Genomic DNA, 24022 nt, shown 5'->3' with positions numbered 1-24022 from the left:
CGGTTCTAGGCCCCTTTAAAATTGTTACAGCCCTTTATTATTATGGGGATTGGCTTACTTCACGCGGACAGTCCAACCGTGGGTATCTTCGACATCTCCTTGCTGGATACCATAAAGGGTATTATAGAGCTTAGTTGTAACTGGTCCGACCTCTTTTTCGGAATAGAAGACGTGCTTTTGGCCTTTGTAGGTCAATGAGCCGACCGGTGAAATTACGGCTGCCGTTCCCATGGCCCCGGCTTCGGTAAAGTTGTCGAGTTCTTTATCGATTTCAATTTTGCGTTCAACCGGGTTTAAACCCAGGTCATCAGCAATTACTAGCAGGGAACGCTTAGTGATTGATGGCAGGATTGAATCAGACTTTGGCGTTACGAACTGACCCTCCTTGGTAATGCCAAAGAAGTTGGCACCGGAGAATTCGTCGATATACTTGTGTTCGCGTGGGTCCAAGTAAAGACAATCGGCAAAACCGGCCTTCTTAGCTTCGATTTCTGGTAAAAGGGAGCTAGCGTAGTTTCCCGCGGTCTTGGCTTGACCAGTCCCGGCGCCAGCCGCTCGATCGTATTCGGAGACCGTGTATGGCGATGGAGCCAAACCATTGATGTAGGCACCAACCGGGGTGGCATAGATATGAAAGGTATAGGTATCGGCTGGGGCTACCCCGACAATTGGCTGGGTTCCAATTAAGAAAGGACGGATATAAAGGGAACCGCCCGTTCCGTACGGCGGAACGAATTCTTCGTTAGCTAAGACAATCTGCTTAACGGCCTCAACAAACTTATCGACTGGGTAAGGTTCCATTAGCATTCGCTTGGCAGAGTTGACTAGACGCCTAGCATTTTCTTCCGGACGGAATAGGTTGATATGGCCGTCTTTAGTTCGGTAGGCCTTGAGTCCTTCAAAGACCTCTTGACCGTAGTGAAGGACTTCGGCGGCTTCCGATAAGGTGATGGTGGAGTTTTCCGTTAGGTGTCCCCCTTGCCATTTGCCATCCTTAAACTCTTCATTGAAGCTATAGGGGAGGTCATGGTATTCAAAGCCAAGGTTGTTCCAATTCAAGTTTGCGACAGTTTCTTTGGTCATAAAAGTAGTCCTCCTAATTAATTTTCATGGTTCGCGGCTGATAAGGACTCAGCGAACTTTTGCTTGATAAAGTCAGCGGAAACTTGGAGCTTCTGGAGCTCTTCTTTGGTTAGGTCTAACTGACACTGTTCGACAATCCCGTCTCGTCCTACCACGGCTGGGTAGGAGAGGTAGACATCGTATTCCTCGCGGTAATTAGAAACCGGTAGCTCAGTTAAGGCGTTAGAAAGAATCGTATTCACCAGTCGAACAGCGGCTGTGGCTACCCCGTAGTTGGTGTACTTTTTACCCCGGAAGACGATGAACCCCCCTTCCCGGGCAGCCTTATCTAAGGCCACCAAATCCAGTCCCCGTTGGTCAGCAATGGCTTGAATTGGTTTACCTAGGACCCGGACCGTGGACCAGGCGGTGAATTGGGAGTTACCATGTTCACCGAGGTTATAGCCATCTACGGAGCGAGGATCCAGGTTAAGTTTCTTGGCCACAGCTCGCTTCATCCGGGCAGAGTCAAGAAGCGTTCCGGTTCCGATCACGTGATTTTTAGGAAGGCCGGTAACCTCTTGATATAGTGAAGTAACTACGTCAACCGGGTTAGTGATAGCTACGATGATCCCGTTGAAGCCGACCTCCTTGAGCTTTTCGGCAACCTTGCGAACCTGTACCCGGGTATAGGGAAGTTCGGCAAAGCGGTCATCATCGGGGTTATCCTGGAGCTTAATATTACCTAGGGCTGAAATAACTATATCGGCGTCAGCCAGAGACTGATAATCATTAACGAAGATGTTGGTGTGATACTCGAGGTTAGCCATGGCGTCTTCAAAGTCGACAGCATCGGCGATAACCTTTTCTTCACGAGGATCAATGAGGATGAGATCGTCGGTAAATCCGCCGGCGATAATATAGTGGGCAACGGTTGCACCGACGTTACCCATCCCAACAATAGCAACTTTTCGTGCCATGTAAACATCTCCTTTACATCGTTACTTAATTTTCTAATTAATTTTTAATATAGCGCGTTAAAAGGGAAAGTGCAATGATTATTTTGGAGCCAATGCTAGAATGTCAGAAAGGGTGGTTACTAATGTTAACCTCATGCTGTTTAATGAACGGGTTGAGCAGTGTCTGATTAGTAAAGCGAAGTCGTAATGGTTCCTCTAATGATCATGATGGGGCATTAGACAGATTAAATCTGGGTCATCTATTTAACCCCTTTCACTAGTGCGGTATACTAAAGTTGTTGAAATAAATACCGTAAGGAGATGCTTGTTGTGACCTGGAAAGACACCTATCAAGAATGGCTAAACCAAGATCAATTAGAACCGGCGCTAAAGAAACAACTCGTTGAAATGGATGACGACCAAGAGAAAGAGGACGCCTTTTACGGCCCACTTTCCTTTGGAACGGCCGGGATGCGGGGGCTGATGGGTCCCGGAATTAACCGGATGAATGTCTACACGGTTCGTCAGGCTACGGCTGGCTTAGCTAAGCTGATGACCAGTTTGGGTGAAGAAACGATGGCCCGCGGGGTCGCTATTTCTTACGACTCTCGCAATAACTCCCGCCTCTTTGCCCACGAAGCAGCACGGGTTTTAGGAGCCAAGGGGATTAAGACTTATATTTACGACGACCTGCGCCCAACACCGGAACTGTCCTTTGCGGTACGCCACCTGCACACTTACGCGGGAATCATGATCACAGCCAGCCACAATCCTAAGGAATATAACGGCTACAAGATCTACGGTGAAGATGGGGGACAAATGCCACCAAAGGAATCCGATATGATGACGGACTATATCCGTCAGATTGAAGACCTCTTTAATATTGAGTTGGCTGACGAAGGTGAGCTGATGGATAAGGGCTTAGAGATCGTAATTGGTGAAGACGTTGACCAGGCCTACCTGAATAACGTTAAGACGGTTACGATTAACAACGAGTTAGCCAAGGAATTTGGTAAGGACATGAAGTTCGTTTACACCCCACTGTGCGGGACCGGACGGATGCTTGGGGAACGGGCCTTAAAGCAGGCAGGCTTTACTAATTATGAGCTGGTGGAAGAAGAAGCAATGCCCAACGGTGACTTCCCAGGACTCAAAAACCCAAACCCAGAATTTCCGGAGGCCTTTGTACGGGCAACGGTCCTTGGTAAAAAGGTGGATGCCGATATTTTGATCGCTACCGACCCGGATGCTGATCGGCTGGGCTGTGCGGTACGCCAACCAAGCGGGGATTACCAACTCCTGACTGGAAATCAAATTGCCACTGTTTTGCTACACTACATCTTAGAGGCTAACAAGCAGGCCGGTACTCTACCAGAAAATGCAGCTGCCGTTAAGTCAATTGTTTCCACGAACTTCGCCACCAAGATTGCTCAGAGCTACGGGGTGGAAATGGTAAATGTTTTGACTGGCTTCAAGTGGATTGCCGACCAGATTCACCAGTATGAAACTAAGCATAACCATACCTTCATGTTTGGGTTTGAAGAATCATACGGCTATCTAATCAAACCGTTTGTTCGGGATAAGGATGCCATTCAAACTCTGGTTCTCCTAGCTGAGGTAGCCGCATACTACCGGAGCCGGGAAATGACTCTTTACGATGGGGTACAAGAGTTATTTGCTAAGTACGGCTACTTCAAGGAAAAGACAATCTCAACGACATACGCGGGGGTTCAAGGACCGGCGAAGATTGCAGCCCTGATGAAGAAGTTCCGTGAGGAAGCACCAAAGGAATTTGCCGGAGTGAAGATTGAAGAGACCGAAGACTTCACTAACAACACTAGGACTCAGGCCAACGGGACCGTTGAGAAACTGGGGATGCCAAACTCTAATGTTTTACGCTACATCTTGGCTGATGAGACCTGGATTGCCATTCGGCCGTCCGGAACTGAACCAAAGCTTAAGTTTTACATTGGAACGTCAGCGAAGACTGAGCAAGAATCTAACCAAAAGTTGGCAGACTTTGAAGCTGCCTTAACCACTTTTGCTAACGAATGATTGATTTGAAATGGTGCGCCCCGCTTGGGATCGCACCATTTTTGGAAGGAAAGAGAAAAATATGGGAATGCATGAATACCTTAAAAGTTTAAGCGACTTAGAGATGATTAACCGGGCACCGGGCTATTTTAAGTTTGAAGAGCACAATGTTGCCGCCCATTCCTTTAAGGTGACTCAGGCAGCTCAGATGCTGGGCGACATTGAAGAGCAGGCGGGTAACGAAATCGATTGGCGTTCCCTGTACGAACGGGCGCTTAATCATGATTACACTGAGCGCTTCATTGGCGATATTAAGACGCCGGTTAAGTACGCAACCCCGGAGTTACGGACGATGCTGGCTAGGGTTGATCGATCGTTGACTGAAAATTTTATTCAGTCTGAGATCCCAGCTGAGTTCCGTAAGGCATATGAACGTCGCTTTGAAGAAGGAAAAGATGAGACCATCGAGGGCCAGATCCTTTCGGTTGCCGACAAGATTGACCTAATGTACGAATCCTTTGGCGAAATCCAAAAGGGAAACCCCGAACCTGTTTACATGGATATTTACCGCTCCAGTTTGGAAGCAATTATGGACTTTTCCAGCATGGCTTCGGTGCAGTACTTCTTAAAAAAGATCCTACCCGAATTACTGAAGGATAACGTCGCTAGCAATAGCCAACAGTTAGCTATCATTACCACCCAGATTATTCAAAGGTAAAAGAAAATGAAAAAACAAACCCCTATTTTAGTAACGATCATTGCTAACTTAGCCATGTTTGTCGCTGGCGCCCTAGTAATTTTAAAATTATGGTGGCCCTTAATAGTTACCCTAGTAATTTACGTAATTGCCGCCAGTTACCAGTTTGCCTGGTTGAACTATGTTCGCCTTTGGCAGCAACGGATCGAAGAAGAGAAAGAATCATCTAATTAGACGAATAGACGTTCGTGTGCTAAACTTAGTTTGATTGTGGGCCCGTGGTAAAACTTTAACCGCGGGCCCTTATACGCTAGTAAAAAAGGGGGTCAGACGATGATTTATCGCCAACCGGATCAGCCGTTTAAACTTGTCTCAGATTACCAACCAACTGGTGATCAACCAGAGGCGATTGCCGCTTTGACCAAGGGGGTTGAAGAGGGTAAAAAGGCGCAAATTCTGTTGGGAGCCACCGGGACGGGGAAGACCTTTACCATCTCCAACGTAATTAAAAACGTTAACCGGCCCACGTTGATTTTATCGCACAATAAAACCTTAGCTGGTCAGCTCTACGGGGAAATGAAAAAGTTTTTCCCGGACAACGCCGTTGAGTACTTCGTTTCCTATTATGATTACTACCAACCCGAAGCCTACGTCCCTTCCAGTGATACTTACATTGAAAAGGATGCTTCAATTAACGATGAGATTGACCAGCTTCGTCACTCGGCAACCTCGTCTTTGATTGAAAGGAATGACGTGATCGTTGTGGCCTCGGTTTCTTCGATCTTCGGGTTAGGGTCACCGGCTGAATACCAAAACCACGTTGTCTCCTTACGAGTTGGTCAGGAAATCCCTCGTAACCGCCTACTACGGGAACTGGTGGAGATTCAGTTTGACCGTAATGACATCGACTTTCAGCGGGGCCGTTTCCGAGTCCGGGGTGACGTAGTGGAAATCTTCCCGGCCTCACGGGAAGAAAAGGCGATCCGGGTTGAGTTTTTTGGTGATGAAATTGATCGGATTCGTGAGGTTGACGCCCTAACTGGGGAGGTGCTGGGCGAGCGAGAACATGTTTCGGTCTTTCCGGCTACCCACTTTTTAACCTCCGAAGAAGTTATGGACCTGGCCTTACCAGAAATTGAAACTGACATGAAAAACCAGGTAGCCAAGTTTACCAAGGAAGGTAAGCTCTTAGAGGCCCAACGCCTACAGCAGCGGACAACTTACGACGTTGAAATGATGAAGGAAATGGGTTACACCAACGGAATTGAAAATTACTCGCGCTATATGGACCGGCGCAAGCCTGGTGAGCCACCGTTCACTCTGTTAGACTTCTTTCCCAAGGACTTTTTATTAATTGTCGATGAATCTCATCAAACGATGCCCCAAGTTCGGGGAATGTATAATGGGGACCGGGCACGTAAGCAACAGTTGATTGACTACGGCTTCCGCTTACCAAGTGCCTTAGATAACCGGCCGCTAACCCTAAAGGAATTTGAGGGTCATGTTCACCAGGTCATTTATATGTCAGCAACCCCAGGACCGTATGAAGAGGCCCAAACCGACTGCGTGGTCCAACAGATTATTCGACCAACCGGCCTGCTTGACCCAACAATTGAAGTTCGTTCAGTGATGGGACAGATAGATGATCTGGTAGGCGAGATTAACAAGCGAATAGAGCAAAATGAGCGGGTGCTAGTTACTACTTTGACTAAGAAAATGTCAGAGGATTTGACCGATTACTTAAAGGACCTCGGCCTAAAGGTGAAGTACCTCCACTCGGATATTAAGACCCTTGAACGAACTCAGATTATCCGTGACCTACGGCGCGGAAAATTTGATGTTTTAGTCGGGATCAACCTTTTACGGGAAGGACTAGACCTCCCAGAAGTTTCCTTAGTGGCCATTTTGGATGCTGACAAAGAAGGATTCTTAAGAAACGAGCGCTCTTTAATTCAAACGGTTGGACGCGCAGCCCGCAACGCTCACGGGGCCGTAATCATGTACGCCGATACAATTACCGATTCAATGCGGGCGGCCATTGATGAAACCAAACGCCGGCGAACAATTCAAGAGGCGTATAACAAGGAAAATGGTATCGTTCCTAAGACGATCATTAAACCGATCCAAGAGGCGATTTCTGCCATCAAGCCGGTTGAAGAAGATATTGAAGATAAGAGAACCGAATTCACCAGCGAAGACTTTGCCGCGCTTGATAAGGAAGCTCAAACTCAGATGATCACCGAATTAACCGAGCAGATGAAAGCAGCTGCTAAGCGTTTAGACTTCGAACAAGCGGCGACACTGCGTGACACGGTCATGGAATTAACGAGTCAAATGAAGAAAAAATAGGAGTTTTACGATGGCAAACGAAAAGATTGTGATTCGTGGTGCGCGGGCGCACAACTTAAAAAACATTGATGTGACAATTCCCAAGAATAAATTGGTTGTGATCACGGGATTGTCAGGTTCTGGGAAGTCGTCATTGGCCTTTGATACGCTCTATGCTGAAGGGCAGCGCCGTTACGTGGAAAGTCTTTCGGCCTACGCACGTCAGTTTTTGGGACAGATGGATAAGCCTGATGTTGATTCAATTGAGGGGCTTTCACCAGCCATTTCGATTGATCAAAAGACAACCTCCCATAACCCCCGCTCAACAGTGGGAACGGTTACGGAGATCAATGATTTTTTACGTCTCTTGTGGGCACGAGTGGGGACCCCGGTCTGCCCGAATCACGGGGTACCGATCGCTAGCCAGTCGCCGGAGCAAATGGTTGATCAAATCATGGAACTACCGGAACGAACCCGACTTCAGGTCTTAGCGCCGGTTGTTCACGAAAAACGAGGGACTCAAAAGACAGTTTTAGCGAAGATCAAAAAGGATGGCTTCGTTCGGGTCCAAGTTGATGGGCAGACCTATGATATTGACGAGGTACCAGAACTAGAGAAAAATAAGAAGCATTCAGTTGATGTAGTGGTTGACCGGATCATCGTCAAGGCGGGGGTCCGCTCACGTCTGTTTGACTCCTTTGAGGCTGCCTTACGATTGGCCGATGGGGTGGCTGTAGCCGATATTATCGGTGGTGAAAAGATCCCTTTTTCCGAACACTACGCTTGTCCTTATGGTGACTTTTCAATGCCGGAACTAGAACCCCGGCTTTTCTCCTTTAATGCTCCGCTGGGGGCCTGCCCCGCCTGTGAGGGGTTAGGGAGTAAGTTGGAGGTTGATGTTGACCTGGTGGTTCCCGACCAAACTAAGACCCTGAACGAAGGGGCCCTTTTGCCGTGGAACCCGATCTCTTCTAAGTATTACCCGAGCTTATTAAGCCAATACTGCCAGGCGGCGGGGATTAACATGGACACGCCCTTCGAACAACTCGAAGAAGAGGTTAAGCACCATTTACTTTACGGGGACGATTTGACCTTCCACTTCCATTACAAAAATGACTTTGGCGGGATTCGGGATGTTGATGTGACCTTCGAAGGGGTTATTACCAACGTTTCACGGCGCTATAAGGAGACTAACTCGGATTTCACCAGGGAGCAGATGCGCAAGTACATGGCGGAATTACCGTGTCCAGCTTGCCATGGTTACCGGCTTAATGAGCAGGCTTTGGCAGTCAAGGTTGCCGGACAAAACATTGGTCAGGTTTCTGAGTTACCGATCTCAAAAGAAATTAGCTTCTTTAAGGATGTAAAGTTGTCTAAGCAAAATCAGGAGATTGCCCGCCCCATTCTAAAGGAGATTCTTGATCGCTTAACCTTCATGCAAAACGTGGGGGTTGAGTATCTGACCCTGTCGCGGTCAGCACGAACCCTTTCCGGGGGAGAGGCCCAGCGGATCCGCTTAGCCACCCAAATTGGTTCGAACCTCTCTGGGGTCATGTACGTGCTGGACGAACCTTCAATTGGGCTTCATCAACGAGACAACGACCGCCTGATTAATTCATTAAAGAAGATGCGTGACCTGGGAAACACCCTGATTGTGGTAGAACACGATGAGGATACGATGCGCGCGGCTGATTATATTATTGACATTGGCCCGGGGGCTGGAGAAGCTGGGGGCCAGGTAACGGCGGCTGGAACTCCTAAGCAGATCATGCGCTCACGTAAGTCATTAACTGGTAAATACCTATCCGGACGGGAGGTAATTCCAATCCCGAATGAGCGACGTACTGGTAATGGGCATGTACTCACCCTGGTGGGAGCCAAGGAGAACAACCTCAAGGATATTACCGTTAAATTCCCATTGGGTAAACTGATCTGCGTGACTGGGGTATCTGGGTCTGGAAAATCAACCTTGGTAAATCAGATTTTAAAGCGGATCCTGGCTCAAAGGTTAAACCGAGCTAACGAAAAGCCGGGCCGCTACAGGGAAATTCAGGGTCTTCAAAATATCGAAAAGGTAATTAACATCGATCAATCACCAATTGGCCGGACCCCGCGTTCTAATCCTGCTACCTATACTGGCGTCTTCGATGACATTCGGGGGCTGTTTGCTCAAACCAACGAGGCTAAGCTACGGGGCTACGGCAAGGGGCGGTTCTCCTTTAACGTTAAGGGGGGACGCTGTGAAGCCTGTCATGGGGATGGGATTATTAAAATTGAGATGAACTTTTTACCTGATGTGTATGTCCCTTGTGAAGTTTGTCATGGAACCCGCTATAACTCTGAGACCCTCGAGGTTCACTATAAAGACAAAAATATCGCTCAGATTCTGGATATGACCGTTGAAGAGGCCCTGCACTTCTTCAGTGCAATTCCAAAGATCCGGCGCAAGCTCCAGACGATTCAAGACGTCGGTCTAGGCTACGTTCACTTAGGGCAACCAGCCACTACCTTATCTGGGGGGGAGGCTCAGCGGATGAAGCTAGCCAGTGAGTTGCACCGTCAGTCTAACGGGAAGTCTTTTTATATCCTAGACGAGCCAACAACTGGGCTTCACATGGCTGACATCAAGCGCCTCTTGACCGTCTTGCAACGGTTGGTAGATGCCGGTAACACCGTTTTGGTGATCGAACACGACTTAGACGTGGTTAAGTCTGCTGACTGGCTGATCGACCTTGGACCGGAAGGGGGGCAGGCCGGGGGTGAAATTGTCGCCACCGGGACCCCTGAAGAGGTCGCACAAGTTTCCGAATCATACACCGGTCACTACCTAAAGGTGATGCTGGCTCGGGACGCCGAGTGGGCTAAGCAGCGGGCTGAGAAAAAACACTCATAGACCTTTCTTGACAAAGCAGTTAATTAGCTCCTATCCTTGATGTAACTAGATTGTACGGATAAATTATCTAATGGAAAGGACTTTAGAATGCAAGAAATGAAACTGGCCAAACTCCAAAGCCTCCCAAGTAAGTACTACCTGTTGGACCTTGAGTTTGCCACCCATAAAAAGACCCGCGAACACCTTCCGCTTGAGATTGGGGTTGTTAAGTACCAAAACGGTCATAAGGTGGGGAAGCAATTTCACCGCTTTGTTTACTGGGCTGATGCTGAGGCAGATGACCTTTTACGCGGGATTGATTATGCCAACGTTACTTATAAGACTTATAAGAAGCAGGGGCAGTGGGATAAGATTGTCACTGATCTCTTAAACTTTCTTGACTTCAGCCTGCCGATTGGGGGGTGGAATGTCCATGGTGACCTGCAGGTACTAATTGATGCTATCAACAACCACGGTGGGCCCCAAGTCGATGAAAAAACGGTCTGTTGCTTTGAAGTTGATGAACTGGCCAGCTGGCTGGGTGAGTTACCGAATAAGCCGAGTTTGCGGGGGATGGGACGCTTATTGGGGCTTGATGTTTCCAACATGCACCATGCCTTGGCTGACGTCTTGTTGACGGCGCAGGTTTATGATTACCTAATTTCCCTGCCAGAACTGGCTAGTTGGCAAAATCATGGTCTAGCAAGGGAAACGGGTAAGCAAGAATCCCCAAGGGGAGCTAGGGCCCGAAGTAAGCAGTCATCTGATAAGTCTAAGCCCCAGAATCGGGTCGTCAAGGAAGCACCGAGGAGCAAACGGGTTCCAATGGTAATAGACCAACCCAAAGGGAAACTGACCGACCTCGATCAAAAACCGGTTTCCTTGGGGGAATTAGCCCAAGAAGATGGTAGTATTCCGGTAGCGGTGGTTTTCAATCCTAAGCAGACGCGGATTACCAATGACCAGTCGGTGATTGACCAGTTGGCCAACCACTGTCAGCACCACTTTAAACGGGTTTCACCAAAGGAAGCCCGTCTGGGGCTCTTATTAGATACCAACAGTACGGTACCACGGGCCGCCAATAAGCAGAGTGCCCAGTTCCGCTACTTAGCTGATCACCAAGTGCCGATTCTTTCGGTAGCCAACCTGGCTAAGGAATTCAACATCAAGACTGAGAAGGGAACCCCAGAAAATAATTAATACTAAGCAAGGCTCCCGCTTGTCCGGTAATGAACAGGCGGGAGCCTTATCTTGAATAATTTTTGATACGCCGGGTAGCGTTGCTAGGCATGATACACCCGGTGTGTTAAAATCAAGAGGTGTTAAAAAATGGGGGTGTTTGAAGATGGCGGAACAATTAGAGGTCGTTATTATTACTGGAATGAGTGGTGCAGGAAAAACGGTGGCAGTTCAATCGTTTGAAGACCTGGGCTACTTTGTGATTGATAACATGCTACCGAACCTGGCGACCAAGTTCATTGACGTGATCAAGCAGTCGGGGGAATTCACCCGGATGGCAATGGTAATGGACTCGCGGTCACGGGAGTTCTACAATCAGATTTCCCCTTGCGTTGCTTCTCTACGTAAGCGCACGGCTATAAACCTAGGACTTTTGTTCTTGGAGGCAACCGACGAGGAACTGGTTTCGCGTTACAAGGAGTCTCGGCGTGCCCATCCTTTAAACCAGCAAGATGGAGTTTTACCGGGAATTATGCGGGAACGCCAGCTACTAGGAAACCTTAAAGCCCAAGCCGACCAAGTTATTGATACGACTAACTTAACTCCCCGCCAGCTTCGAGCTCGGATAACAGACCGCTTTTCACCAGACAAGGCCCACTCCTTTTATGTCAACGTGATGTCCTTTGGTTTTAAGTATGGGATTCCCTTAGATGCGGACCTGGTGATGGACGTCCGTTTTTTACCTAACCCGTATTATATTCCAGAGTTAAAGCACCAAACTGGCAATGACGTTGCGGTCCAAGAGTACGTGATGCAAAGCCCCTTAGCTAAGAATTTCTATCAATACCTTTACTCACTGATTGAAGTAGCGTTACCGGGTTACATCAAAGAGGGTAAGAGTAGCCTAACAATAGCGATTGGCTGTACTGGTGGTCAGCACCGTTCGGTGACGATTGCTAACCGCCTTGCCCATGATTTAAAGAATAACGAATATCCAGTCAGTGTCCACCACCGCGATGTGGATAAGGCCCAGTAATAGAAAGAAGGAGTAGCTTTGATGCATCATCGCCCAAAGGTCGTGGTAATTGGTGGCGGGACTGGCCTGCCGGTAATTTTACGCGGTCTAAGAGACCATAATGTTGATATAACTGCTGTTGTGACCGTTGCCGACGATGGCGGGTCGTCCGGAATCCTACGTAATTATGTAAACGTGGTACCACCTGGTGACATCAGAAATGCCCTGGTGGCCCTGGCGGAAGTACCCCGGATTGAAAAGGATATTTTTCAGTACCGCTTCCAAAGTTCTGATCAGTTCTTAGCTGGTCACGCAATCGGTAACTTGATTATCTCGGCTTTGGCAGAAATGCGAGGTGGGATTTTTGAGGCGGTTCAAGAGTTAGGGACAATGATGAAAATTCGTGGACATATCTATCCGGTCGCAAATGAACCGTTGACCCTCAACGCCTCCTTTGTTGACGGTCGGATGATCCGGGGCGAATCCGAAATCACCGCGGCCCATGGTCAAATTGACCACGTGTGGGTAAGCGACGGAGATCAGCATCAGCCTGAAGCGGTACCCGAAGTTATCGATGCAATTATGGATGCCGACCAAATTGTCCTGGGACCAGGGAGCCTGTTCACCTCCATCTTACCTAACTTAATGATTGAAAACGTTGGCCGGGCGGTTTGTGAAACGAGTGCCGAGGTGGTTTATATCTGCAACATTATGACCCAGAAAGGGGAGACCGACTACTTCACCGATGCCGATCACGTCCGGGTTTTAAATAATCACCTAGGTAAAAACTTTGTTGACACCGTTTTGGTTAACATCCAGCCGGTGCCAAATGACTATATCGATTTTAAGGAGTGGAATGAAATCTCACAGCCGGTTACCCATGACTTCAACGCCCTACGGGAAATGGGCTGCCGGGTAATTTCAAGTAACTTCTTGCGGTTAAGTGATAACGGAGCCTTCCATGATCGCGACAAGGTGGTGGAGGAGTTGATTAACCGCCTCCACGATGTTCACTATTAAAATTTGAAAGGGGACGCCCATGTCTTACGCTAGCGAGGTTAAAAAAGAACTCACTGGGATTGTAGTGCACGAAAAAAACGCACGCGCAGAATTGATGGCTCTAATTCGAATGAATGGCTCGATTGGCCTAGCCAACCACACCATGATTCTGAATGTTCAGACTGAAAGTCCAGCGATTGCCCGACGGATCTATTCGCTGATTAAACAGCTCTACAAGGTAGAAAGTGATATCTTGGTGCGTAAGAAGATGAAGCTTAAGAAGAACAACACCTACGTTGTCCGTCTACGGTTCCATGCCCAAGAGATTCTGAGTGACTTAGCAATTTTAAATGGATTTCAGATTAAAGAACGGGTACCAATGGACCTCTTGACCGATGATTTGATGATCCGCTCCTATTTACGGGGGGGCTTTTTGGCAGGGGGGTCCGTCAACAACCCAGAAACATCCCGGTACCATCTTGAAATTTACTCTTTATACGAAGAACACAACGAGATGATTGCCGAAATGATCAATCGCTATGGCCTTAATGCCCGGACAACCAATCGGCGTAGCGGTTATATCGTCTATTTGAAGGAAGCCGAAAAGATTGCTAATTTCTTACAACTGATTGGGGCGACGACCTCAATGTTAGAATTTGAAAACATCCGGATTGTCCGTGATATGCGTAATTCGGTCAACCGGCTAGTTAACTGTGAAAACGCCAACATGGATAAGGTGGCCAATGCCGCTAACCGCCAGGTAGAAAATATTATGCTGATTGAGGACACGGTAGGGCTGGCTAGCTTACCTGAAAAACTGCGAGCAATTGCTGAAACACGGTTGGCTCATCAAGAAGTGAGTCTAAAGGAACTGGGAGCCCTGGTTCCGGGTGGTCCAATCTCGAAGTCAGGAGTTAACCACCGGCTTCGTAAACTAAATGCCTACGCCGATGAATTAAGGCAGGGTAAGGCAATTTAATAGGTAATAAAAAAGGCGCCCTGAGGCGCCTTTTTTATTACTTCAATTTATTGGAGTCCATGATCCCATCCAAAAGACCATAGTCAACCGCTTCTTGGGCGGTTAAGTAGTGGTCCCGTTCGGTATCTTGTTCAACCCGTTCGATGCTTTGCCCGGAGTTTTTAGCAAGGATCTCATTGATCATCTTGCGCGTCTTCAGGATTTCTTCGGCAGCGATTTGAATTTCGGTTTGTTGCCCTTGGGCTCCACCGGATGGTTGGTGAATCATCACGGTCGAGTGTGGGAGACCGAATCGCTTACCCTTAGCCCCAGAGGAAACCAGAACGGATGCCATTGAGGCAGCCATCCCGATCACGATTGTTTGTACATCAGACTTAATGAAGTTCATCGTGTCATAAATCGCCATCCCAGAGGTTACGACCCCACCCGGGGAGTTAATGTACAAGTAGATGTCCTTAGTTGAATCCTGGGCATCAAGGAAGAGTAGTTGAGCGATGATTGAGTTTGCCATGTTATCTTCAATTGGACCAGATAACATAATAATCCGGTCTTTTAAAAGACGGGAGTAAATGTCATAAGCGCGTTCGCCACGGGACGACTGCTCAATGACGGTTGGTACTAAGTTCATTCAGTTGGCCTCCTTAATTAGCACTAGTTAGTACTGATTGCTAACTTATGTGGATAGTCTACTCTGTAGGTCAAAAAAGGTCAAATGATTTGCCACCATTAACAGGATGAATTTCCTTCCCTAGTTAAAAGATTATGCTTGGCTAGGGGAATTTCTCATCTATGTTACACCATCAATATTATTTATGAGTAAGTATTTTGGGTGGGGTCAAGATGGTTCTTGATAAAAATGCCGGCCCTTCGAACAATCGAGTGACCGGCGATGAAATTTACATGATATGTTGCAATTTTATATGTTGCAATTTTAATGGAAGAGCTTAGTCGTGAAGGTCTTGGCATAAGAGATCAAGTTCGGCATTGGCACTTTCGGCAGCTAATTGGCTCATTTCGGCCTTAGTATCTTGGTTTTCGTATACATTTAAGGCCGCTAGCATCTTTTCGTTTTTCATCATGATCTAATTCCTCCATGGTTATCTGAACTACTTTATATTCAGTATTTACAACTGGTTAGCGGGGGATGAATCCCCGTTGCTTCTTAATATTGACCATCATAATCCTTAATGGTCTAGTTGACAATAACTTTTTATAATATATTTTTAACGGCTGGTTTAGCAAAATTGGTCTAGATAGTAATTAAGGAGGGCTTAAAATAATTCGAAAAAGGGGCTTGTCAAAAAGGAGAATAATGTGTAATATTATATACGTTGCTTGATAGCAAAGCGTTAATAATGATTAGTATCATTAAAAGACGCGCCCTTAGTGTAATGGATCGCACGTGAGATTCCGGTTCTCGAGATCGGGGTTCGACTCCCCGGGGGCGCATCAAAAACAAATATCATGCCCCAGTGGCGGAACTGGCAGACGCGCAACGTTCAGGTCGTTGTATGGGTAACCATGTACAGGTTCGAATCCTGTTTGGGGCACTTGGTTTTATTGTCGTCATTTTCAGGGGTGTTTAAAACCTTGATATGACGGCATTTTTTATTCTTACTGAAAATCAGTAAACATAGTTTTAAATAGAAACTGTGGTAAAACTGTGGTAAAAATCATTTTCATAAGGTCGTGCATTTGGGCTATCTGATTTAGATAGCTCTTTTTTATTTGGTTGGCTTTGATAGTGTGGTGGTGACTGCTCCAGGACAAAAAGGTCCGTGATTAGCTTTTAGGCAAAATTACAACCACCATCCGTCACCAAGTATCGCCTGGTTGGGCTAGGGAGCTGTCAGTCGGTCTAATCTGGGACTGTTTGCCACATTCTCAGCCCTAGCGACAACATGTGTCGTTAGTAACTGTGACGGTCTGCCCCCCCTCGTCAGAATTCGAAAAACATAGTCTGCGATAAAGACAATGGCAATGTGTGCGCTCTGCTGTTATAAATTATGGGGGGCGGGGGTGTTAATTAGTCACCCTCTTTTATTTACCTCTCTCGTCCATTTTAAGCCGTTTTAACTGTGCAATGGATAATTCATCTAATTCATCTAAAACACCTGTACGGCTCGTTATTATTAGCTGTCGCTAGTTGATACGGTGCATTCCCTGCGCCTGGTCTGGTGACCTAACAAGTGTACAAGGTTATACGGTTGTTGTGGCCCCAGCGCAACTATGCGCCCGGCCTCCTGGTCGGAGCCTGCTGTCGTGCGCTTCCTTCGATGAGTGTACAAGCTTGTGCGGTCACAAGTGGCAACCGATCCGATGATGGATTGGTTAGGGTCTGGTCGGTGTCGGCGGTTAAAAATCAATACTGAGTTATGATGGCCGGGATGCTCTCCAGGTGGTTTGGGTGTACTTTTAGGTACGCCCATTATGTTTGCACTTCCAGGTGCAAACGTTCTTGCCCGCTACGTCAAAAGCTCCCTAATTGTTCGGCTTTGTTTACCACTCAACAGGTGACAAGGCCCGTCCGTATTGGCTTTTACTTTCAACAAACAGTTGGGCAATTTCCTGCGATTATGTAGGTATTTGTAGTACTTAGGCGGTGAAGGTGATTTCCAGACGCTGAAAGCAAGGGGATGCATTGAGACCGGCTGCTAATTTTTGTCGGGCGCTTAATTGACGTCTGCGGTAAGCACTTGGCTTCAAGCCCATATCGTTCATAACGTCATTAACCCGTTCCTTATTGATGAACTGACGCTTGATGATAGTCTGCTCCTCTTCATTAAGCTGATCAAACACGGTAGTGTACTCGTGATACAAAGTAAGCAAACACTCCCAATCAGGCCGTTTAGTCGGTAGTGGATTATCCCCCATAATGCTGTAGTACATAGTGATACGTTGATAAGAAACGGGTGCATAATTTGAAGCAGCATAAAATTCTTTCACTTTCATGTTTACAGCTCCTCCTAATTCTTAGTCAGCCTCGTTAAATGTCAGGTTTTATCAGGTTGTGGCCGTTGGTGTCTGTTGGTCTGGTCGGCGATCAACAACAGGTTTTAATAGGTCGGTTGCCGGCTTCGATCACTCCACTTTTGGCTTCACCTCCCAGCCACTTCACCACTTAGGGCGGTTTAATTTTACTCTCGGGGGAAAAATAGGAAAGGGGGGCTGCGCAATTTGCGCCCTCCAAAGGGTGAAAATCCACTTTTGGATTATGACCGTCCAATTTTAGGCTCTCCAAATGGTGAAAACTCATTTTTGAGTTATGACCGTTTGAACTGCTCAACTCTGATCCCTTCAAAGGCCGGCCCAGATTAGGGCCCGTCCCCGATCCGTTTTTGGATTGGGCATTAGACCGGCTCGGTTTTGAGTTTGTCCCTAGCATCCGTCAACACGTCCTTCATTATATCAATCAGAAAAGGCCGGTCGGTTGCCTAGCAATGCTATAATAGCTCCATTGAGTGGGCCAAAATAAAAAGGCCGTCACCTTTGTTGGGTGGCGGTCTTTTACTATCTGCTGTCCTTAATATTCTTCGATTAGCCTCTTTGCTTCCTGTTGGTCGGTGAAGGGGATGCTGACCACTATCCGGCGGTATTTGCCGATGACTTGTTAGGCCTCTTGCGTAGTTGTGATCATTACTTAGCTCCCACCTTCCACCAGGTGATACGCTTCTTCGGTTCGTTGGTGATATTATCGATGGCCCGCTGTTGGGCTTGTGCGGAACTCGTGTAACTAGCGATTCGGCTTGTCCTGTCGGTTAAACGGTGGTCTATCTCACTTTCTGGCAAGTTGTCAATCTCCCTAGCCAGCCGCTCCATCTCTGGTATTAAGGCGCTTTGCGTTTCTATTAGGTCGGTGACCATCCGCTTCGCTTGCTCCAGTAAGCGGTTGTACTTTGTAACTTCCTTTGCATCTTCCATTAGTGCGGTTGGGATCCATTTATGACCAGGTAACACGCCGATATCATCGAAAAGGCGCTTTCCAGTAAACGGGATCTTGATAAAGGTTTTATCCAGCTTTTCCCGGCGGTCTTCGATGCTCTTATCAAGGACTTTCATTCGGCCTTGTACCCAAAGAACGTCAAATTCCTGTTCGTAAGTGGCAATCCATTTATCTAGGATCGCTAAAATCTGCTCGTATTTCATCGTCTGTACCTCCATCTTTTAAAACGTCGGCTAACATAAGCCCGGCGTCGCAAATGTTGTAAGCTAGGTCGGGTGAAACCACCTCGTCCCAGCGTTGACTTGTCATGATCTCTTTGGCCTCTTGGTAACACTCGTCCCGATCTTGCATGATCTGGTCAATGAACACTCGGTGCTTGTGGTAGGCCTCAGTTAGTAGCTTTACCTTTGCCTGGTACTCGGAACTGTCATGGGCAAGATAGGTAATTTCATCCACCAGCTCGGTGATGCTCTTTTCCAGGCGCTTCACGATCACCATCAAGCGCAACATTTCCAAGTACTTCAAGCCAACAAGCTCTTGCTCGGTCATTTTCTCCATCCCTCTAGGCCTCTTTGGTTGTCTGGTCCTTTACCTTTGGGTCAGCTTCGGTTGGTTCAGCTAACGCCTCTTTCTTGCTGATCGTCTTAGCACGTCGCAATCCTGCTAATCGCCGTTGTACCTCTCGGGTCTGACTTGTGATTGGCCGTAACGCTAGCTCTAATTCATCGTCGCTAGTGGCCCAGAAATAGCCGGCTGGCTGGTGACGACTTGCTCCAATTGGGTAGCCCTTAACGTTCAAATTATGCACAATGGCCCGTACTGTCCGGGCATTAAGGCCAACCAGGCGGGCCACTTCCCTCATTGAACGGGGGTGGTCTGCGCCTTCAGGGATGGCCTTAATGATGCGTTTCTCGTCGTTGTTAAGCATATTTTTTACCTCTTTTCTTGGTTGATCTTGTAGTGCATCCGGTTAAAAGGCGGCTTAGTTAACCGGGAACCCGGTAACTTTACCGGGCGCTATAACCGTTGGGGCTGTAAGGATTAAGTCCCGTTCCCGGTAACCCGGTTTAAAAATGGGGGTCTGTTACTCCCTATATACATATACCTTCTGTATCTTATATATATCTTTTTCTTGTTTCTTTACCGGGTAACCGGGAAAGAGTAAATAAAGGTAGTAGTATCAAGGGATTTGGCCACCCGGTTTACTTCCCGGTAACCCGGTTAGTAACAGTTTTTAACCGGTTGGGTCGTCACGATAGAAAATTCCTGTCCGTGTCCTGACGTCTTGTTTTGCTAATCGTGGGTAGTTAGTTCCAACCCGGTCGTCGTATTCGTCTACTAGGTCTAGGTCCCGCTTATCAAAGCGATCTAGGGAGCTGAGATTCTTGTTATCGTACTTCCATCCCTTGCTCTCCATGTAAGGTCGTATCTGTTTAGTGAAGGATCGTTGCTTGAGTTTGGTGGGGTTGTTTTCTGACTTCATAAAAGCGCAAAATAAATTAAAGAGAAAACTAGTCGGGAAACGTGTGCTCTGTAGCCTGCTAACAACTTCCTCTACAAAGTAAAGGACCGGGTCATTATCTAGCCTGGTGTCATAGACCAGCTCTTGGCTCTCTCGGGTATCAATGATGGTCGTAACGTCAATCTCCAACGCCCTTTTCAATATCCATTCCAGTAACCGGCGATCGTAAATGTAATCGTCTTTAATACGCTTGCCCGCTGGTGTGTCGGGGTATTGCTTAGGGAAATAAATCATCCGGAAACGGCGGTACAGGCCACCGCTTCTATCTCGGAAAGTTGGAACGCCGTTCATTGATTGAACCACCGTTGCGAAAAATCTGGCGGTGAAGGGTTTAGCTCCCTTTGGGTTTAACAGAACTGTTTCGTTGGTCACGATGCTTTTTAGGTTGCTTCCATCATCGATATAGCCCTTCGGCTCGTTGTCGTCGCCAATAATCAACCGGGCGCCGTAAGCGTTGGCTAGTTTGAAATCGTGGCCAAACTCATCTAGTTTTAAGCTGGTGTAATTGTCTTTGCCCACTAGGTTCATTAACAATTGCTCCAGCGTGCTCTTTCCTGTCCGGCCTTGTCCGTTGTCAACAAAAGCAAAGAATACGTTAGCCGTGTCACGGTTCTTAACGATGGATGCAAGCATTTGCCAAATTAGCATACGCTTATCCTCGTTACCTTGTGCTAACTCATTGATCCAATCACTGAACTTCCAGCCGTTGAACGAAGGTTCAGTGGCGTTTGGGTTGTAGTTCGTGGCGATCTTGCTAGTAAACACTATCTCGGGTGTGAATGGCTTAAACTCTCCGCTGTCGGTGTTGTAAATCCCGTTGCCAACCGGAATTAGGCTCGGGGATGATTCGGGCGCCTTTGCTAATGCTTCACCGTCAAGCAACCACTCAACCTCGTTGCGGGTCTTAATCGTGCAAGAAGGTTCTAGTGCTAGGATCATCCGGCGAACCCTCGTTGTGCTATGCGTATAAATTCCACGATCCGGAACATAAAGGACAAGCGGGGCGCTCTCAAGTTCCCGGTCGGTTTCTCCAAGTTTGGCGATCGTGGCCACCGCTTCTATCTGGTTGGCGATCATCCGGGCTGGTATTCGCTTAGTTGTTACCGATTTGGTACCGTCCTGGTGTTGTACCGTCCTGGTGTTCTCTTTTCGGTACTGCTGGCCCCAAGTACTCAAAAGTTCTAACTGCTCGTCAAATGACTTCGTTTGTGCATCATGGCGACGCTTCATCATTTCATCGATAGTTTCTTGGGTTTCTTTTGGAATTACCCTAACTGTCATTCAAAATCCTTTCTGTTGGCCACCGTCTGCGTGGCTGCTCCCGCTCAAACATTGCTTAGTGATATTTACAAACTGATTTAAAAACTGCGTTCACTTCCCGATCGTCTAGCGGTGGGGAAACAAAGTATTGGTTAATCCATTTCACCAACCAGTAGGCGTTGTCGGGTTCGGTTCCAGCGTTCAAGATTGAACCGGTCACGCTGGCCAACCAACTGTTACGTTCTCCCTCGTTGGCGCCTTGCGCTATCTTGTCAAATAGGCGTCCCGTATAAGTCTTTTGCCCACTAATAAGGTAATTATTAGCCCTTGTTGGGTTAGAAGCCGTTTGTGGCGCTGTTAGAAGGTCTACAATCCATTGTGGCGCCGTTGCGGTGTTGTGAATGCTGACCGGCTGTTGGCGGCTTTTCATGACCAGGTAAGGCGCTCCATCGATCTCACTCGGGGATGCGATGACAAAATCGCCCAGAACGTCTACGCCGGGTAAGGCGTTGGTCTTGCGGGTCGGCCTCTCCAACGGCTGATCTAGCTTGAAAAACAAGTGAATCCCGCCGTGTGGTGTCTGTTCTGCGTACATGTGGTGCGGTAGCTGTCGCTTGTGTTGTTCCAAGTAACGCTTCAAGGCCTTAACTCCATTCTTGCCACCGTGAACGGCGTGGCCGTTGCGGTCGGTTCCTGGTCGGTCAAGGTCAATCACCACCATCCCGGCGGTGAATAGGTCAATCCCAAGTCCCCAATCATCCGCCCAGCGTAATACTGCGTCGGGGTCGGTAGTTGCTTCCTGGTAACCGTGATGGCCCTTTGGCGGGGTCTTGCTTCCTGGTGCTAGTGGATAGACTGGGATACCCGTTTGTGCAAGCTGTAAGGCTCGTTGCTTTGCTTCCATTCTGTCTTGTCGCCTCCCTCTCTAGTGTTGGTTAATGTAGGTAACGTTATTGGCGATTCCCAACAGGTCACGTAACACAAGCGTCGCGGTGGCAAGCGTGCGGGTGTTGAATTCGATCTGCTGATCTTCTTTAGTGAGTTGGCCCGCCTGGTATCGCTTAACTAGTTGACGGTGGTTCCAGTAGGTACGAACTAGTTCGCGATGGATAGATGGTGTCATTACCGGCCGGCGCTTTCCAATTGTGATGATGGTTGAACGATTATTCATGATTGTTACCTCGTTTCGGTTTAAACCGGCCTCGTTATTTGATATAATTACGATTAACGGGGCCTTAGTAATAGGTCTTTTAAAAATGTGAGTGGTCATTAACGAACTTTGGTCGGTTGGGTTAATGGCCTTTTTCTTTTCCATTCTGCTGTTTCTAGTGCTCCCAAGTCCTCACTTCCTTTCAGTTGGCAAGTGCTCCAAGAGTACGTTACTCGGTGGCAATCACCCCCTTTCAGTGCAATTAAAGCGATCAACTACCCGTCAAAGTATTTCTTTGTTTGCTCTCATTGCTAATTTAGTTACCCAATACCAGCGATGGCCTTCAAGCCGTCGCTTTTTTATTGCTGGCTGCGTAACCAGGTGTCCAGGTCGGCCTTTTTAAACCGATAGCTTCTTGTCCCGATTCGCTTACATGGTAATGATTGGGACTTGATTAGTTCATCCAGGAAGACCCGTGACACCTTGAGATATTTACTAGCCTCTCCCTTGTTTAACCAAGCGTCGGCTTCCATCTGTGGGTGTGGTTTCTGCTGGTCTAGCTGGTCGGCTAGACATTTGGCGATCATCCCGGCGAACTCGTCGGGGAGTTGTAACTTAATCTCCACGTGATCACCGCCTAATCTTTGGGTGCTGCGGTTACTGTGTGATCTTCCATAAATTTTTTAAGGTCGTTTGCGTTAATCCGCTTTGAATTACCAATAACGATGACCGGTAACCCGTTTTTAATCAGGTAGTACAGCCCTTTGTAAGACTTTAGATGCAAGAGTTCGCAAGCTTCCTTGTACGTAAGGTATTCGCTCATGTTGTCTCCCTCCGTTTCCTTTTCGCTTTTGAGTAATAGTTTATTTTTATATTATTATCGCTTTTGCGAAAATGCAAGAAGTTAATTTACTATTTTTCTCTTTTGTGGAATAATGTTTCCAAGAAGGGAACATTATTATGGGAAACAGAATTAAAGAATTACGCAAAGAAAAAGGCGTCACTCTAAAAACACTGAGTGACGCCGTTGGGATTGCGGTTTCAACATTAAGTGGATACGAAAAAGCGGTAGGCGAAAAGGGCTATAGAAACCCTAAAATTGAGAATTGGGAAAAATTAGCAGATTATTTTAAAGTCCCAGTTGAGTATGTGGAAGGCGACGGATGGTCACAAGATGACGTTGTGGAATTGCTGTTATTCATGATCGCTAACAGGTATAACGGCTTTATCGATGGCCCGTTTTATGTGGAAGTTGATAATGGGAAGGTATTCAAGTACGGCTTGTATAAGGTTGATCTAGATGGTGTTGATCCAAAAGATTTACCAGGCTACAAGGAAAAAATGAAAGAGTATTTGGAACAGCAAGTCACAATTGACGAAAACGAAAAGGGGAGAAAGGCCACTCACTCCGATGATTATCTACAAGATGATTATTACGCCGACTACTTCGATGAGTTAGTGGGTGTGTACGCTCCAGATGATGAAGTGGTTCGCCAATCTTTAATAGATGAAATCGATAATCCAACAATCGATCTAGCTTCAGTACTTGGCGGATTGTTACCAGGCGATGAGATAAGAAAAATTGAAACGGCGTACATTGAGTTTGATTCTGTAGAAAACCTTTTGGATGAATTACATTCACGGAATGAAACATTTTTTGCCTTTAAAAAGATACTTTTAGACAACATAAAGTCATTAAGTGACTATGCGTTCCTTGCTAGTGTTGGTGAAGGGTGGGGGATGCAACCATCCCCAGAATATGTGATTGCCAAAAGGCTGTCCGATGAACTTCAAGAAAAGAAATTCGATAGCAAGATGGATTCATTCAAGGTAGACCCTTATAAAGCATCCAAGAAAAACATTGATGCAATGAGTGTTACGTCTAACGACCATGAATTGCTATTTGAGATTGTTGCCCACCTTCTTGATGAGAATAAGGAATTGAAGAAAAGGGTTGACCAGCTAGAAAACAAGTTGCCAAAATAAGCCTCTCAGGCTAAACTAAACGATCAACTACCCGTCA

General features: G+C 47.2%; 23 protein-coding genes and 2 tRNA genes. 12 read left to right on the top strand and 13 right to left on the bottom strand.

Features of this window, described 5'->3' with window-relative positions; translation table 11 throughout:
* Positions 1–54: 54 nt before the first annotated feature.
* Positions 55–1083, bottom strand: a complete 1029-nt coding sequence (locus AOQ57_RS03770; RefSeq protein ID WP_093625354.1) for a branched-chain amino acid aminotransferase — start codon at positions 1081–1083, stop codon at positions 55–57.
* Between the two features lie 17 nt (positions 1084–1100).
* On the bottom strand, positions 1101–2042 hold the full coding sequence (locus AOQ57_RS03765) for an L-lactate dehydrogenase (protein WP_093625352.1): 942 nt from the start codon (positions 2040–2042) through the stop codon (positions 1101–1103).
* A gap of 309 nt (positions 2043–2351) precedes the next feature.
* Between AOQ57_RS03765 and AOQ57_RS03760 the strand changes: the two genes are divergently transcribed.
* The 9 genes from AOQ57_RS03760 (at position 2352) to whiA (ending at position 14124) form a co-directional block, all read left to right on the top strand.
* Positions 2352–4076, top strand: coding sequence for a phospho-sugar mutase (locus tag AOQ57_RS03760; protein ID WP_093625350.1), 1725 nt, complete (start codon positions 2352–2354; stop codon positions 4074–4076).
* Between the two features lie 61 nt (positions 4077–4137).
* Positions 4138–4773 carry a YfbR-like 5'-deoxynucleotidase gene (locus AOQ57_RS03755; protein ID WP_093625348.1) on the top strand — a complete coding sequence of 212 codons (636 nt, stop codon included), beginning with the start codon at positions 4138–4140 and terminating at the stop codon, positions 4771–4773.
* Between the two features lie 6 nt (positions 4774–4779).
* The gene (locus AOQ57_RS03750) at positions 4780–4986 is read left to right on the top strand and encodes a hypothetical protein (RefSeq protein WP_093625346.1); all 207 of its coding nucleotides are present in this window, start codon (positions 4780–4782) and stop codon (positions 4984–4986) included.
* Positions 4987–5085: 99 nt separating this feature from the next.
* A complete protein-coding gene (uvrB, locus tag AOQ57_RS03745) occupies positions 5086–7101 on the top strand; it encodes an excinuclease ABC subunit UvrB (protein ID WP_093625344.1) in 2016 nt (671 codons plus the stop codon).
* A 10-nt stretch (positions 7102–7111) separates the two neighbouring features.
* A complete protein-coding gene (gene uvrA, locus AOQ57_RS03740; protein WP_093625342.1) occupies positions 7112–9973 on the top strand; it encodes an excinuclease ABC subunit UvrA in 2862 nt (953 codons plus the stop codon).
* Positions 9974–10060: 87 nt separating this feature from the next.
* Positions 10061–11152, top strand: a complete 1092-nt coding sequence (locus tag AOQ57_RS03735) for a 3'-5' exonuclease (protein WP_093625340.1) — start codon at positions 10061–10063, stop codon at positions 11150–11152.
* A gap of 145 nt (positions 11153–11297) precedes the next feature.
* Positions 11298–12167: an RNase adapter RapZ gene (rapZ, locus tag AOQ57_RS03730; RefSeq protein ID WP_093625338.1), complete on the top strand. Its 870-nt coding sequence runs from the start codon at positions 11298–11300 to the stop codon at positions 12165–12167.
* A 21-nt stretch (positions 12168–12188) separates the two neighbouring features.
* The gene (gene mgfK, locus AOQ57_RS03725; protein WP_093625336.1) at positions 12189–13166 is read left to right on the top strand and encodes a gluconeogenesis morphogenetic factor MgfK; all 978 of its coding nucleotides are present in this window, start codon (positions 12189–12191) and stop codon (positions 13164–13166) included.
* 19 nt (positions 13167–13185) lie between these two features.
* Complete coding sequence (whiA, locus tag AOQ57_RS03720; RefSeq protein ID WP_093625334.1) at positions 13186–14124, top strand: DNA-binding protein WhiA; 939 nt, start codon at positions 13186–13188, stop codon at positions 14122–14124.
* Between the two features lie 37 nt (positions 14125–14161).
* Here the strand turns inward: whiA and clpP are convergent, their stop codons facing one another.
* Both clpP and AOQ57_RS08395 read right to left on the bottom strand, forming a co-directional pair.
* Positions 14162–14752 (bottom strand): ATP-dependent Clp endopeptidase proteolytic subunit ClpP, encoded by a 591-nt coding sequence (gene clpP / locus AOQ57_RS03715; protein ID WP_093625332.1) that lies wholly within the window; start codon positions 14750–14752, stop codon positions 14162–14164.
* A gap of 316 nt (positions 14753–15068) precedes the next feature.
* Entirely contained in the window at positions 15069–15203 is a 135-nt protein-coding gene (locus AOQ57_RS08395) for a hypothetical protein (protein ID WP_268871487.1), read from the bottom strand.
* A gap of 298 nt (positions 15204–15501) precedes the next feature.
* On the opposite strand from AOQ57_RS08395, the gene AOQ57_RS03710 reads away from it, so the two are divergent.
* Positions 15502–15573, top strand: a tRNA-Arg gene (locus AOQ57_RS03710).
* A gap of 17 nt (positions 15574–15590) precedes the next feature.
* Positions 15591–15674 (top strand) — tRNA-Leu (locus AOQ57_RS03705).
* Between the two features lie 1045 nt (positions 15675–16719).
* Here the strand turns inward: AOQ57_RS03705 and AOQ57_RS03700 are convergent.
* From AOQ57_RS03700 to AOQ57_RS03660, 9 genes are all read right to left on the bottom strand, one after another.
* On the bottom strand, positions 16720–17076 hold the full coding sequence (locus AOQ57_RS03700) for a hypothetical protein (RefSeq protein WP_093625330.1): 357 nt from the start codon (positions 17074–17076) through the stop codon (positions 16720–16722).
* Between the two features lie 684 nt (positions 17077–17760).
* On the bottom strand, positions 17761–18270 hold the full coding sequence (locus AOQ57_RS03695) for a hypothetical protein (RefSeq protein WP_093625328.1): 510 nt from the start codon (positions 18268–18270) through the stop codon (positions 17761–17763).
* Positions 18236–18625, bottom strand: coding sequence for a hypothetical protein (locus AOQ57_RS03690; RefSeq protein ID WP_093625326.1), 390 nt, complete (start codon positions 18623–18625; stop codon positions 18236–18238). Before AOQ57_RS03690 ends, AOQ57_RS03695 begins: the two co-directional genes overlap by 35 nt.
* A gap of 4 nt (positions 18626–18629) precedes the next feature.
* A complete protein-coding gene (locus tag AOQ57_RS03685; protein WP_093625324.1) occupies positions 18630–18995 on the bottom strand; it encodes a hypothetical protein in 366 nt (121 codons plus the stop codon).
* Between the two features lie 306 nt (positions 18996–19301).
* Positions 19302–20870, bottom strand: a complete 1569-nt coding sequence (locus AOQ57_RS03680) for a DNA primase family protein (protein WP_093625322.1) — start codon at positions 20868–20870, stop codon at positions 19302–19304.
* Between the two features lie 55 nt (positions 20871–20925).
* Positions 20926–21753, bottom strand: coding sequence for a bifunctional DNA primase/polymerase (locus AOQ57_RS03675; RefSeq protein WP_093625320.1), 828 nt, complete (start codon positions 21751–21753; stop codon positions 20926–20928).
* Positions 21754–21774: 21 nt separating this feature from the next.
* Positions 21775–22020, bottom strand: a complete 246-nt coding sequence (locus AOQ57_RS08185; protein WP_157686479.1) for a hypothetical protein — start codon at positions 22018–22020, stop codon at positions 21775–21777.
* A 338-nt stretch (positions 22021–22358) separates the two neighbouring features.
* On the bottom strand, positions 22359–22625 hold the full coding sequence (locus AOQ57_RS03665; protein WP_093625316.1) for a helix-turn-helix domain-containing protein: 267 nt from the start codon (positions 22623–22625) through the stop codon (positions 22359–22361).
* Between the two features lie 11 nt (positions 22626–22636).
* Positions 22637–22822, bottom strand: a complete 186-nt coding sequence (locus tag AOQ57_RS03660) for a helix-turn-helix domain-containing protein (protein ID WP_093625314.1) — start codon at positions 22820–22822, stop codon at positions 22637–22639.
* A 137-nt stretch (positions 22823–22959) separates the two neighbouring features.
* On the opposite strand from AOQ57_RS03660, the gene AOQ57_RS03655 reads away from it, so the two are divergent.
* Complete coding sequence (locus tag AOQ57_RS03655) at positions 22960–23985, top strand: helix-turn-helix domain-containing protein (RefSeq protein WP_093625312.1); 1026 nt, start codon at positions 22960–22962, stop codon at positions 23983–23985.
* Positions 23986–24022 lie beyond the last annotated feature (37 nt).

The sequence above is a fragment of the Limosilactobacillus gorillae genome (assembly GCF_001293735.1).
GTDB lineage: Bacteria > Bacillota > Bacilli > Lactobacillales > Lactobacillaceae > Limosilactobacillus > Limosilactobacillus gorillae.
Note: the sequence above shows the minus strand (reverse complement) of the source record. Positions and strands in the feature narration are given on the sequence as shown.

Bases quoted from the DNA above. Each gene is read 5' to 3' on its own strand.
- AOQ57_RS03685 (WP_093625324.1), bottom strand. From the start codon at position 18,995: ATGCTTAACAACGACGAGAAACGCATCATTAAGGCCATCCCTGAAGGC.
- rapZ (WP_093625338.1), top strand. From the start codon at position 11,298: ATGGCGGAACAATTAGAGGTCGTTATTATTACTGGAATGAGTGGTGCA.
- AOQ57_RS03695 (WP_093625328.1), bottom strand. From the start codon at position 18,270: ATGAAATACGAGCAGATTTTAGCGATCCTAGATAAATGGATTGCCACT.
- AOQ57_RS03660 (WP_093625314.1), bottom strand. From the start codon at position 22,822: ATGAGCGAATACCTTACGTACAAGGAAGCTTGCGAACTCTTGCATCTA.
- AOQ57_RS08185 (WP_157686479.1), bottom strand. From the start codon at position 22,020: ATGAATAATCGTTCAACCATCATCACAATTGGAAAGCGCCGGCCGGTA.
- AOQ57_RS03755 (WP_093625348.1), top strand. From the start codon at position 4,138: ATGGGAATGCATGAATACCTTAAAAGTTTAAGCGACTTAGAGATGATT.
- clpP (WP_093625332.1), bottom strand. From the start codon at position 14,752: ATGAACTTAGTACCAACCGTCATTGAGCAGTCGTCCCGTGGCGAACGC.
- AOQ57_RS03655 (WP_093625312.1), top strand. From the start codon at position 22,960: ATGGGAAACAGAATTAAAGAATTACGCAAAGAAAAAGGCGTCACTCTA.
- AOQ57_RS08395 (WP_268871487.1), bottom strand. From the start codon at position 15,203: ATGATGAAAAACGAAAAGATGCTAGCGGCCTTAAATGTATACGAAAAC.
- AOQ57_RS03690 (WP_093625326.1), bottom strand. From the start codon at position 18,625: ATGGAGAAAATGACCGAGCAAGAGCTTGTTGGCTTGAAGTACTTGGAA.
- AOQ57_RS03765 (WP_093625352.1), bottom strand. From the start codon at position 2,042: ATGGCACGAAAAGTTGCTATTGTTGGGATGGGTAACGTCGGTGCAACC.
- uvrA (WP_093625342.1), top strand. From the start codon at position 7,112: ATGGCAAACGAAAAGATTGTGATTCGTGGTGCGCGGGCGCACAACTTA.
- whiA (WP_093625334.1), top strand. From the start codon at position 13,186: ATGTCTTACGCTAGCGAGGTTAAAAAAGAACTCACTGGGATTGTAGTG.
- AOQ57_RS03675 (WP_093625320.1), bottom strand. From the start codon at position 21,753: ATGGAAGCAAAGCAACGAGCCTTACAGCTTGCACAAACGGGTATCCCA.
- uvrB (WP_093625344.1), top strand. From the start codon at position 5,086: ATGATTTATCGCCAACCGGATCAGCCGTTTAAACTTGTCTCAGATTAC.
- AOQ57_RS03700 (WP_093625330.1), bottom strand. From the start codon at position 17,076: ATGAAAGTGAAAGAATTTTATGCTGCTTCAAATTATGCACCCGTTTCT.
- mgfK (WP_093625336.1), top strand. From the start codon at position 12,189: ATGCATCATCGCCCAAAGGTCGTGGTAATTGGTGGCGGGACTGGCCTG.
- AOQ57_RS03680 (WP_093625322.1), bottom strand. From the start codon at position 20,870: ATGACAGTTAGGGTAATTCCAAAAGAAACCCAAGAAACTATCGATGAA.
- AOQ57_RS03750 (WP_093625346.1), top strand. From the start codon at position 4,780: ATGAAAAAACAAACCCCTATTTTAGTAACGATCATTGCTAACTTAGCC.
- AOQ57_RS03735 (WP_093625340.1), top strand. From the start codon at position 10,061: ATGCAAGAAATGAAACTGGCCAAACTCCAAAGCCTCCCAAGTAAGTAC.
- AOQ57_RS03770 (WP_093625354.1), bottom strand. From the start codon at position 1,083: ATGACCAAAGAAACTGTCGCAAACTTGAATTGGAACAACCTTGGCTTT.